The 11,579-nt window shown below is 39.6% G+C and carries 11 protein-coding genes and 1 tRNA gene; 6 read left to right on the forward strand and 6 right to left on the reverse strand.

Going from position 1 to position 11,579, the window contains the following annotated elements; translation table 11 throughout:
• Positions 1–157 precede the first annotated feature (157 nt).
• Positions 158–622: a rhodanese-like domain-containing protein gene (locus tag BST97_RS09540; protein WP_157111593.1), complete on the reverse strand. Its 465-nt coding sequence runs from the start codon at positions 620–622 to the stop codon at positions 158–160.
• A 32-nt stretch (positions 623–654) separates the two neighbouring features.
• Positions 655–1,209 carry a crossover junction endodeoxyribonuclease RuvC gene (gene ruvC / locus BST97_RS09545; protein ID WP_085767020.1) on the reverse strand — a complete coding sequence of 185 codons (555 nt, stop codon included), beginning with the start codon at positions 1,207–1,209 and terminating at the stop codon, positions 655–657.
• 18 nt (positions 1,210–1,227) lie between these two features.
• Between ruvC and BST97_RS09550 the strand changes: the two genes are divergently transcribed.
• Entirely contained in the window at positions 1,228–2,121 is an 894-nt protein-coding gene (locus BST97_RS09550) for a lysylphosphatidylglycerol synthase domain-containing protein (RefSeq protein WP_157111595.1), read from the forward strand.
• Positions 2,121–3,266: a glycosyltransferase gene (locus BST97_RS09555; protein ID WP_085767022.1), complete on the forward strand. Its 1,146-nt coding sequence runs from the start codon at positions 2,121–2,123 to the stop codon at positions 3,264–3,266. The genes BST97_RS09550 and BST97_RS09555 overlap by 1 nt, the downstream gene beginning before the upstream one ends.
• On the opposite strand, the gene BST97_RS09560 is transcribed toward BST97_RS09555, so the two are convergent.
• Both BST97_RS09560 and BST97_RS09565 read right to left on the reverse strand, forming a co-directional pair.
• Complete coding sequence (locus BST97_RS09560) at positions 3,241–3,720, reverse strand: hypothetical protein (RefSeq protein ID WP_157111597.1); 480 nt, start codon at positions 3,718–3,720, stop codon at positions 3,241–3,243. The two genes, BST97_RS09555 and BST97_RS09560, sit on opposite strands and share 26 nt — an antisense overlap.
• 60 nt (positions 3,721–3,780) lie before the next feature.
• Positions 3,781–4,929: a tetratricopeptide repeat protein gene (locus tag BST97_RS09565; RefSeq protein WP_085767024.1), complete on the reverse strand. Its 1,149-nt coding sequence runs from the start codon at positions 4,927–4,929 to the stop codon at positions 3,781–3,783.
• A gap of 53 nt (positions 4,930–4,982) precedes the next feature.
• Here BST97_RS09565 and BST97_RS09570 point away from each other — a divergent pair, with 53 nt between their 5' ends.
• Positions 4,983–5,522: a dihydrolipoamide dehydrogenase gene (locus tag BST97_RS09570; protein WP_085767025.1), complete on the forward strand. Its 540-nt coding sequence runs from the start codon at positions 4,983–4,985 to the stop codon at positions 5,520–5,522.
• Between the two features lie 41 nt (positions 5,523–5,563).
• On the opposite strand, the gene BST97_RS09575 is transcribed toward BST97_RS09570, so the two are convergent.
• Positions 5,564–6,367, reverse strand: coding sequence for a Cof-type HAD-IIB family hydrolase (locus tag BST97_RS09575; RefSeq protein ID WP_085767026.1), 804 nt, complete (start codon positions 6,365–6,367; stop codon positions 5,564–5,566).
• A gap of 234 nt (positions 6,368–6,601) precedes the next feature.
• On the opposite strand from BST97_RS09575, the gene BST97_RS09580 reads away from it, so the two are divergent.
• Together BST97_RS09580 and BST97_RS09585 are read left to right on the forward strand one after the other, a co-directional pair.
• Positions 6,602–6,675: transfer RNA gene (locus BST97_RS09580), tRNA-Asp, on the forward strand.
• 182 nt (positions 6,676–6,857) lie between these two features.
• Positions 6,858–7,829: an HNH endonuclease gene (locus tag BST97_RS09585; RefSeq protein ID WP_085767027.1), complete on the forward strand. Its 972-nt coding sequence runs from the start codon at positions 6,858–6,860 to the stop codon at positions 7,827–7,829.
• 860 nt (positions 7,830–8,689) lie between these two features.
• Here the strand turns inward: BST97_RS09585 and BST97_RS16145 are convergent.
• A complete protein-coding gene (locus tag BST97_RS16145; RefSeq protein WP_245833523.1) occupies positions 8,690–8,929 on the reverse strand; it encodes a hypothetical protein in 240 nt (79 codons plus the stop codon).
• Between the two features lie 228 nt (positions 8,930–9,157).
• Between BST97_RS16145 and BST97_RS09600 the strand changes: the two genes are divergently transcribed.
• Entirely contained in the window at positions 9,158–11,575 is a 2,418-nt protein-coding gene (locus tag BST97_RS09600) for a TonB-dependent receptor (RefSeq protein WP_085767030.1), read from the forward strand.
• The last annotated feature ends 4 nt before the right edge of the window (positions 11,576–11,579 follow it).

Here is an 11,579-nt window from a genome sequence, read left to right on the forward strand (position 1 = left end):
GCAAATGTAAGCATTGCCCCATTATCTATAAAACACTTTTGAATCTTCAGTTGTGAAAAATACAGCTTGACTTCATAGGAAACCGCCCTTCGAGAACCTCAGGTCTCTTACTGCGACCGCCTACCGCATACTGCATAAAGCCTACTGCCTAAAGCCACTAATAAACCTTCTCTCCAGTCTTCAAATACTGACTCCACTTTCTTGAATAGGTATGCACTTTTTCGGTTGCTTTTCCATCGATATCTACTACCTCGTTTCCAGCGTCTTTCCAGTAAAAAATACTTCCGTAGAGGTTGAATACGTTTTTATAGCCCTCGCGCAACAACTGCTCGCCAAAATCTTCAGAGCGTACGCCTACCGTACAATACACAACCACCTTCTGGTCAGGCTTGATTTCGGGCAAACGGCTTTTTCTCAATCGCTGCCCTACCCAGATCGCGCCCGGCAAATGGCTGACTTCATATTCTTTTTTGGTACGCGTATCGAGAACAACAAACTGATCGTATTGATTTTGGAGTGAGTCTGCAGTGATGTATTCAACAGTCTGATTATTATACTTTTTAAGAAGTTCTGAAATGGTATCTTCTTGTGCATTCAGGCCGCTCCATACTGTAAATGTCATAAGAAGAAAGTATTTTGACAATAAGCCCTTAATCATTTCACGATGCGTTTTTCATTCTGTTTCACAAAAGCCGACCAACCAGAATAACTTTTGCCTACTTCGATCCTACCGCTGTTATAAAAATGGCAAACTGCGGCGGCGAGACCATCGGTCATGTCTAGGTTTTTAGGCAATTCTTTAATTTGTAACAGACTCTGCAACATCTTTGCCACTTGCTCCTTGCTGGCGGTTCCCTTACCCGTTATGGATTGTTTGATTTTTCTGGGTGCGTACTCGGTTACGGGAATATCTCTGGAAAGTCCAGCCGCCATCGCTACGCCTTGAGCCCTGCCCAACTTGAGCATAGACTGCACGTTTTTACCAAAAAACGGAGCCTCCAGCGCGATCTCATCAGGATGGTGCGTGTCGATGAGTTCTAGAGTGCGTTCAAAAATGCGGCGCAGTTTCACGTAAGTATCTTTAACCTTTCTTAGGTCCAGCTCGTTCATTTGCACAAACGACATCTGGTTTCCCATGACTTTAATCACGCCAAATCCCATGATCGCCGTACCGGGATCAATCCCCAAAATAATTTTTTCTGTTTTCAAATGCGTAATTTTCCGCCCGTGCTGAACAAATCTAAACAATATCTACCGCTGCTGCTCAAAATACTGGTTTTTGCTGGCTGTACCGCAGTTTTGGTCTTCAAATTTCAGGATTCAGAATACAATTGGTATCGCATTTTTGAAGAGCTGGCGTCTCTTCCATGGTTTATCCTTCCGCTACTGATGTGTGTGAGTTTAGCGAGCTGGTTAGTAGAAAGCAAGAAGTGGCAATTTCTGGTAGGTGATTTTTATGGGTTACGCTTTCGCGAAAGCGTGCTACAAAACCTCACTGCCCAAGCGGCAAGCTTTATCACACCTTTACGCAGCGGTGAATTTGTTGCCAAGGCTTTATACTTTCCAAAAAGCTTGCGGAAGCAAGTAACACAGCGGGTTTTTATAGGTAACTTTTCTCAAATGGCGGTGACGGTCGCAGTAGGAATTATAGGACTCTTTGTTTATGAGCAAGAGCTGATGGACGATACTTGGAAGTATGTGGGACTGATTATTTTAACAGGTCTACTAATCTTCCTTGCTTATTCATGGGTGAGAAAAAAGTTGGGATTGAATGCCGTAAGAAGCGATCTATGGTTTAAGACGGTTGGTTTTTCGACTTTGAGATATCTTATTTTTTCAAGTAATTGGCTTCTTGTTTTGGGCGTATTGTATTATGATCAAAGCATTGTGACAATCTTGAGCTGTATTACCGTTTGGTATTTATTGATTTCCACCATACCGCTGATTCAGATTCTGGATTTACCGGTGCGCATACTCGCGGTTGTGACGATTTTTCCCGGTGATACTGAAATTGTACTACTAGCAACTACGCTGATCTGGATCACTAACACGGTTTTCCCAACCGTTTTAGGTTGTGCGTTGCTACCTTTCAAAAGCCGGATTGAACTAGAAACGGCTTGATGGAGTGGATCATCGTCATACCGATTATTTATTTATTTCTTCTACTGGGTTTGGGGCTGGAAGCTCACTCCATGAGAACCCTCTCGTGGGATTACATAGACCGAGAGGATCAGATGAGTTTTGCGGTTATCGTAAATTATAGGAATGAGCACTTGAGACTTCCTACTCTGCTTGAAAGCATCAAGTTTCTCGACTATGATTTTGAGAAAGTGGACTTCTACTTTATGAACGACGGTTCTAATGATGGGAGTGAAAGTCTACTTAAAGAATTTAAACAGTCTTATCCCCATATAAAAATTCACCTATTAGATAGAGTTCCCCTCAGCGTTAGTGCCAAAAAGGACGGTATTCAGCAAGCGGTAGAGCTGATAACTTCCCAATTCATAATCTCTACAGACGCAGATTGCGTGCTGCCTTCTAACTGGCTTAAGTGTTACCATCTATTTTATTCTCGTTATCCAAAGGCTCATTTTGTATCAGGTCCTGTATCGATTCAATCTAGCAATTCATTTCTTCAAACCATTCAAAACCATGAGATGGTCGCCCTACAGGTGATGACCATGGGAGCTTTCCAGATCAAACGCCCATTTATGGCAAACGGTGCAAATATGTCTTTTAAGAAAAAAGCTTTTGAAAAAGTCAGAGGTTATGAAGGCAACACTCATATCTCGAGTGGAGACGATGTTTTTTTGCTGGAAAAACTGTGGCAGCTCGATTCTGAGCACTGTCATTATTTAAAAAATGCTGCTGCATCGGTGACCACATTCTCAAAGCACAATTGGAAAAACATGATCGCGCAACGAGCGCGATGGGCCCAAAAAGGCTCTGAAACTTCCAGCCTGCTTAATAAGGCGATTGGTTTTCAGGTACTGGTTATGAGTTTGCTGTTTTTAACTGCTCCGGTTCTATTTCTCTCAGATCTCATAACGTTTCCACTATTTATTGGAATATTGATCATCAAAGTTCTGACTGATGTACTGGTTCTATTTATAGGCAATCAGTTTTTTCAACAATCAAAATGGACGCAATATTTGCTGTTGCAATTATTAGTTTATCCCGTTGTAGTTATTGGTGTAGCGCTGGCAAGCCTATCGAAACCTCAATGGAGTAACCGAAAGATCAATCAGCTTGAGGTGCAGGACTAATTTTAATAGGCAGCAAATAAGTTGTGGATACGGGAACATCTTGAAGAATGGCCGGCTCAATCTTACAAAGCGGATACAGCTTTTCCCTTAACATGCTGTCCAGCTCCTTATAATCTCGATTCTGGGATGTGTTTACTAAACTGTCGTATTTCAATTGGCCAGTAGCCGTTACGGTTATGGAAGCAATGATGCTATCCCTACTCGCAAATTTAAAATCATAGACCTCATCTTTCAGCCGAAGGGCTACGAGCTTGTGCAGCTCTCGGTAAAAGCAATCAGGTGTAGGTTCCATCTCATCACAATTCTCAAATAGCGGATAACGATTAACACGCTCAAGATCGATCTGACTGAAATCTTGATCAGCTTGTTGCTGGGCAGCCTGCTCAATTTCTTTATCAGACTTGCAGCTCACCACTAAACTCAGAAACGTTATGTAAACAAGATACTTACCCACGCTGCTAATTTATGGTAATAGAATCAGTAAACACTAAATGAAGCCCGTAGATCCCGAGCGCTAGTTATCATCGCTTACTATGTCGCCGCCGTCCATAAAGATATCTTTCTTTAGGTCACCTGCGCGCTCTTTTGCGATCTCCGTGTAATCACTGTCTGGAAAATTCTCGAGAAAATTCTCGTAGTAGGTCAACTTTGTTTTCTTATCAGCGTAGTAGCGGTCAGCACCTATGACAAGCTGATATGCGATATCATCATTATTAGGAGCCTCTTCTGATGCTTTTCGCAAAGCAGCCAGCGCGTTTTTTAAGTCTTTTTTATTGGCATAAACTGAACTCAATTGCAAATATTCTTGAGCCAGATTAGGAGTTTTAAAAACGATGGCTCTCTCAATATAATCTTGAGCTAGTTCGAATTCATTTAGTGCGAGATAATTTTTGGACATCATAAAATATACCTGAGGATCCTTGTCATCATAATCTTGCAGGAATTTCTCGTAGTTTTCATTTGACTTCTCATGATCATTTGCGGCGAAATAAGCATAAGCAAGACTTTTGCGATTATACTCCGTGTCGCTTCCCAGCTCAAATAGTTTTTCAAAAACCTCTATCGCTTTATCGGAATATCTTGAATTCATTAATGCTTGTCCATAAAGACTGTTAATCTTGACATCGTCTGGGTAGTCTTTAAGGTACTTCTGAGCATAAACACTGGCTACATTATAGTTTCTCGCCCTGATATTCTCAACGAGATATTCAATTAATGCTGCCCTATAGTTCTCGTTGAGATCCAGCGCTTTTTTAAAAGAGGTGATCGCCGTATCGCTTTGCTTGAGGTCTTGATAGGTCTTCCCGATGTAATGATGATAGGTTGCATTTGCTGGAAATTCTTCTTGCAAGGCATTAAAAATGTTCAGCGCACTGGACCAGTCATTAATTCCAAGCAACAATTTTCCTAATTCAAAACGCGCTCTTACATCTGTACTGTCCAGTGCCATACCGTCCATATAGCTATCGATGGCATCGTCTGTATTTCCCATGGCTGCAGAAGCTCTTGCTATTTTAAAGAAAGTAGAAGCCTCTTCTGGAGCTTGCTGGTACGACCACATCGCTGCCTGATAATTCCCTACGGTCATGAGGCTGTCGCCTTCTGCAATTTGGGCTTGAGTTATAAAATGTAACAAAACTATAAGGATCGTGAACTTTCTCATGTTTTAAATTTAGGCATGCTTATTGAAACCATCAAAGCATAAATCAATTTACTATGAAAAAGTTACTTCTATTATTGCTTAGTGCAACCGTTTTAATTTCTTGTGAAGGTGATCAAGGACCACCGGGACCTCCTGGTAGAGATGGACTTGCCCTGTTACCACTTTCCTTTGAGCAAACCTTAAATTTTAGTGCGCCAGACTATGAAAACTTCATATTTTACGATGATTTTGTGAATATCAATGAAGTGGGCGTGAACGATATGACTCTGGTTTATATCTTGTTTGACCAGACTACAGACAATCAGGGAAATCCTCTCGATGTTTGGAGATTGTTACCACAGTCGTTGTATAGCGATTTTGGTGAATACCAATATAATTATGATGCTACTAACTTAGATGTCAGAGTTTTTCTAGACGGTCCTGCTTCCACTGACTTCAATTTATTAGGTCCAGCAGATCTTGAGAACCAAACTTTCAGGGTGGTCATATTACCAGTTGACTTCCTAAATAATCCAAATCTTGATGTCTCTGACTACAATAGTGTGATGCAGGTGACGGGACTGGACGATTCTGATTTTACCAAGGTTGAGTAACCTTAATAAAAATTTTTAAAGCGGCCTTAGAGCCGCTTTTTTTATAGGTTCTCTTGAAGCCAGAGGGCAACACCATCTTTTTTATGATGATCAGCGATGTACCGCGCGGCTTGCTTAACTTCATCGCGCCCATTTGCTACCGCTACTCCATAACCTACCGCCTGAAGCATTTCTGTATCGTTATAATTATCGCCGAATGCTGCCACATGCTCCATTCCCGATTCCTGAAACCTTTCTTTTAATAGCAGTTCCAGCGCTTTTTTCTTGGAGGTGCCTGCAGGAGTGATCTCGGTGTAAGTGTCTTTTGAGCGGTATAAATGGACTTGATTGCCTAGTTGTTGTTCCGCTTTCGCGAAAGCGGAATCCATAGCCACCATATCGCCCATAAGCATCACCTTGTGGGCACCACCTTGGTCCCTTGTATTTTCAAAATAGTCCAAAGTCTGTTGTAAATCCTGCACGGTAGGCTGTACCCGGGTATTGTTTACCTCGCGCTGCGCCCACTGGTCCATGGCTGTCACAAACCACTCGTCCTTACGGTAGAGACTGATGTGTAGATCGTGCTCCAGCGCAGTCGCCGCTAAGGTTTCAATCTGCTCAAAGGGGATGTGCAAATTATACAACACCTCATCGCGATCCAGCACTAGCGCACCGTTGTAACAAATAATAGGTGTACCGGCGATGTCTAACATTTCTTGCAGGTAGTACATGGCTTGCGGCATGCGCGCCGAAATCAAGATCTTAGGCAGGTCTATGATTTTGAAAGTTGCTGCGGTATGGTCTGATATGGAGCGGTGCTGATCCAGCAGGGTACCGTCTATGTCTGTAGCGATGAGTTTTATCATGCGGCAAAACTAAGCCACTCGCGAGATTCCTACATTAATTAGATATTAAGGTCTTGAAGTTATAGGGAATTGATGCAACGAATCGCGATCAAATGTTAATTTCAAAAAAAATGAAATAAGCGCTTGTTAGTTTGAATAACAAAAGTATATTTGCATCCGCTAAGACAGAAATGTGGTAGCGCGCTTTGATTACCAAAGCAGGACATGCTAGTAAAGTCCCTAAAATAGTAGCACGGTCTGGTAGTTCAGCTGGTTAGAATACCTGCCTGTCACGCAGGGGGTCGCGGGTTCGAGTCCCGTCCAGACCGCAATTCCTTTTGAAGGAATAAAATTCAAGTTGTGTGTCCTCTAAAACATTTGAGGATTTGAAGGTGTCGAGGAGACACTTTGTGAGAAGCTTTTCCTAATAAGGAGAGGCTTTTTTGTTTTTAGTGGGTTTCGATCATAATTTCTCAAGTACTATCTTGAATAATTATACTACCTTTAAAAAGTGGAAGATTCAATCACTAGGTATTTAAAGCTTTTCAAAAGTTTAAAAAGGGGTCACAATAAGGGTTTAGGAAAAGCACCTCATAAACCTATACTTCTGCTTTCGATTATCGAATTAATCAAGCAAAAGAAAATAATTAGTAATAGAATAGAGGTAAGTAGCGACCTTGTTCTAATGTTTAAATCATTATTCAAGCAACTCGTACATTCTGGGCATGTCGATAACTTTTCATTACCATATTTTCATTTAAGGAGTGAACCTTTTTACAGGCTCGCACCGAAAGCTGGTATGAATTCAAGATTGAAACAATACAAAAGCATTAAAAGCATAAACAAATTGACAGAGTTAATTGCTTTTGCAGAAATTGACAGAGAATTGTATGAGCTTTTGCAAGTCGAGGATTCAAGGAATATTATCAAACAATTCATTCTAAATGAATATTTCTCACAAACAGATTCATATATAAAGTATGAGATTGACGGAGAAGATGAAATTGAAAATGAAATTCTCAATGAAACCGCACCAAACTACCAGTCAAAGTTGAAAAAATTAAGCGAACAACTTCAGAAAGAAAATTTTGAAGAGGAAATTTTTGTAAGAGGTGGCATATTTAAAAAAACAGTACCTAAAATTTATAATTATTCATGTTGTGTAACCGGGTTTTGCGTTAGTTCAAATCACAATGTTCAAATGGTTGACGCTTGCCATATTATTCCATTTAGTATAAGCCAGAATGATACCATTCAAAATGGAATTTCATTAAGCCCTAACATACATAGAGCTTTTGATAGAGGGCTACTTACCATTAACCAAGATTATATCGTTAGAATTTCACCCTCGGTAAGCAAAAAATCTTCTTCAGAATCACTACTTTCTTTGGAAGGTAAGAGAATAGAACTTCCAGACAATGAAAACTACTTGCCTTCTTTAGAAGCTTTAGAATGGCACAGAAAAGAAGTGTTTTTATTTTAGAACTATGATGATTGATTGATCTCTCAGTAAAACATCGAAACACATAAACCTTCCTCTTTCCTGATTTGTTTTGGGACTAAGCTCGTCTTTTTTCGAGAGAATTAATTTAATAACCTCAAGGTACAGCCTCAGCATAAACAGTTCGATAAGCTCACTGCACACCTCTCACAAAAAAAATCCCCTAAACAAAATAAGACCTCGTTTGCAAGAAGTCTTTATATAATTTGCGCTCTCGGGCTCGAACCAAGGAAGGTAAGTTTATGCTATTCAATTATTTGCACTTCAATTTATATCTAGGGTATCCGTAGTGTGTACAAAATTTGAATAATGTTTTAGTAATTAATCTGTTGAGAGCCATTTGAGGTATGCTTCACTTTCAGGTACTAAGCTACATTTCTTGTCTCTATAAAAGTCATCTCTAATTCGATTGTCATCATCAATTTTGAAATGCTCGTAAGTTAAAACCAGTCCAACTTCAAAATACCCTTCTGTCCATTCGCATTCTCGAATCAAATCGTTTTCTATCCATTCCTCCAACTTTTGAATTGTCGTCTCATGCGTTAAACAGGGAATTAAATTAGAAGTTCGCCTGTAAAGCATTTTTACTGAAGTTTTGCGCCTGTTTTCAAACAAACTGAACATTACATCTTTTGTTCTACAGGTATCTTAAGCTTGACCAGCTTGTTTTTTATTTTTTGAAAAGTGGTATTGTTCTTCCCCTTTATGTTGCTCTATACCTTAAACAGAATAATGGGTATGATATATTTTCCTGTTGTATTCTCTTCCTTCTCTGCGTGAAGTTCCAGCTGCCTTCTCAGGTGCAGGGCACTACTTATGACTTCTTCCTTTTTATTGTGATTCTACACCACGGGCAATTTGACCATGTTCTCCTTCTTGAGTTCCATGGCATTGACGAAGCTAATGATATTGCTATAGGACGTAGGGGTGGCCGTGGGATCCAGTATTAGTGATGGGTTGAGGTTGTTGAGCATTTCCACACTCAGGTCGCTCACGGCATTATGGCTTTCGTCCACAATGACCAGGGGATTCAGGCTACGTATCACATTGATTAATGCTGTCTCATCAGTATCTGGAAGCACTAGATCTTTATCTATTACGCTTTTGCGAAAGCGTAACTGGTATCCAACTTTTCCATTATTTCCGTGCTGTAAAAAAAGGGAATGGTAGATTCACATATTCTATAAATAGCACGCTAGCAACTGTTTAACCAAAATTTCTAATTCTAATTTTAAAATAAACAATTTATACCTTATTTTTATTTGTATTAATTCTAAATAGAGAATAAGTTTGCACCCAAAATTGAACCATTGAAACATTTTTGGGCAATAAGTATAGTACTGTTTTGTGTAATAAAATCTTATTCACAACAAGGCATTTTACAGGGATATGTTTTTTTTGAGAATAATCAACCAGCACTTGCAGCATCTATTGTTGTAAAGGACACAAACCTTAAAAAAGAGGGAACTGCCGGTGTTAAAGGTGATTTTAAAATCAAGAACATTCCTTACGGTACTTATCTTCTTGAAATTACCTCGTTAAATGCAAAACCTTTCACGCAAAAAATTACTATTAATCAACCTATAACGAACCTATATCCTGTTCTTGAATCTACCGATTTACAAGAATTACAGGAAGTGCTGGTAAAAACTGAAACGGACAAACGCCGTAAGGAAACTCAAGGTTTTTCGGTAACTCTTATAGATACCGAAGAAGCCAGAACTAGAAACATTCAAACCAATGAATTATTAAATAATGCGGTAGGTGTTAAACTGAGACAAAATGGTGGATTGGGTTCACAGGTCCAGTACAGTTTGAATGGTTTGTCAGGAAGTTCGGTAAGTATTTTTATTAATGGAATTCCTATATCGATGTACGGTTCTTCCTTTAATTTAAATAGCATTCCGCCAGCACTTATTGAGGATATTGAAGTGTACAAAGGTGTAGTGCCTGGCCACCTGGCAGATGATGCTCTAGGTGGTGTGATTAACGTTATTCTAAAAAAAGGAACCAAAAGCAATTTAAATGCGTCGGTCTCCTATGGATCTTTCAATACTTTTCAATCTAACGTGAATGGCTTATATAGGCTGAACAAATCTGGTTTTACAGTTAAAGCTTCTGGTTTTTACAACTATTCTGACAATGATTATAAAATAAGCGGCCCTACTATTGTGGACATAGGATTAGGTGGTCGAGAAACACGCATTACAGCACGCAGATTTCACGATGCTTATAGATCAGTAGGTGGTATCCTTCAAGTAGGGTATACCAATGTTTCCTGGGCCGATCAATTTTTTGTGGGCCTTACTGGATCAGATGATTACAAAGAAGTACAACATGGTGCTTTTGTTACCAAAATCCCATATAAAGGAAGGTTCCTAGAGTCTGATGCGCTGCTTGCCAATCTGACTTACCAGAAGAAGGATCTATTGGTAAAAGGTCTTGATGTAAATGTAAATGGTCTTATAGGCCAGCGCAATCGTGTGGTTAACGATACTGTAGCACAGGCTTATAGCTGGACTGGCGATAGAGCTATAGATTTTCAAGGAAACGAATTTGAATACACATGGGGCTCACAACAAGAAGGTGGTCCTACCCTACTACATATTAATAGGAAAGTGGCTTCCATAAGATCTGGATTGTCTTATGCTTTTAATCAGGATAATAGGATTCTTGTAAATCACGTGTACAGTGGTCTGGATCGTGTGGATGAGGATAGATGGTTGAGTACGTTAGAGAATTCTTTGGCACAATCCAGCAATTTGTATAAGAACATTTACTCGCTGAGTTATGAACTGGATCTTTTTGAAGACAGATGGAAGTTAAACGCCTTTGGTAAACATTACCGCCAGAAGGTAGAGAACATCAAACCAGAATTTAATGAAGACCGCACTCAAATTGTTGAAGAGGTATTCACCAGCAATAAAAATTACAACGGTTACGGATTTGCAACTTCGTACGCCATTAGGGATGACTTAATGGTTTTACTTTCGGCAGAAAGAGCAATACGTTTACCTAGCGAGAATGAAGTTTTTGGTGACGCTGGTGACAATACTATACCCAACCTAACTGTCCAGCCAGAAATTAGTGAAAATGTAAATCTAGGGTTTCGATTAGGAAAGTATACGTATAAAAAGCATGAGATCAGTCTTTCTACTAACCTCTTTTCTCGACGTATTAAAGACTTGATAGGCTTACCGGCAAATGCCGAAGAGCTGGGTGAGAATGATGAACAGGTACAGTTTGACAATTTCAATGAAGAAACAAACTCTAGAGGTTTTGAAGCTCAAGTACAGTACACTTACAATAATAATTTGGACATCAATTTTAATGTCTCAAAACTTAGATTAAAAACTCAAAACCGCCGCGGTCAAACCGTTGATATTCCTAATACACCTTTATTCACCATGAATACGGCCGTGAGGTATTCCATTAAAAATTTCTTACAGAAAAAGGCTAGACTTGAGTTGTTTTACAACCATTACTTCACCGATGAATTTTCATACCAACTAGCACAAGGTAGCAATGTAAGCGGTCTAGATGCTTTCTTGATCCCTACACAATTTGTACACGATTTTGGCTTCAGTTATGCTTTTCCTAAACAGGATGTAGTCCTAAGCTTTGACATAAAAAACATTTTCAATGCCGATGCTTTTGATAACCGATCTGTTCAAAAGCCCGGTCGAGCATTTTATTTAAAACTCAACTATTTTATCAATAAATTTTAATTAC

It is taken from the genome of Nonlabens spongiae (assembly GCF_002117125.1).
GTDB lineage: Bacteria > Bacteroidota > Bacteroidia > Flavobacteriales > Flavobacteriaceae > Nonlabens > Nonlabens spongiae.

Bases quoted from the DNA above. Each gene is read 5' to 3' on its own strand.
- BST97_RS09540 (WP_157111593.1), bottom strand. From the start codon at position 622: ATGACATTTACAGTATGGAGCGGCCTGAATGCACAAGAAGATACCATT.
- BST97_RS09555 (WP_085767022.1), top strand. From the start codon at position 2,121: ATGGAGTGGATCATCGTCATACCGATTATTTATTTATTTCTTCTACTG.
- BST97_RS09565 (WP_085767024.1), bottom strand. From the start codon at position 4,929: ATGAGAAAGTTCACGATCCTTATAGTTTTGTTACATTTTATAACTCAA.
- BST97_RS09570 (WP_085767025.1), top strand. From the start codon at position 4,983: ATGAAAAAGTTACTTCTATTATTGCTTAGTGCAACCGTTTTAATTTCT.
- BST97_RS09575 (WP_085767026.1), bottom strand. From the start codon at position 6,367: ATGATAAAACTCATCGCTACAGACATAGACGGTACCCTGCTGGATCAG.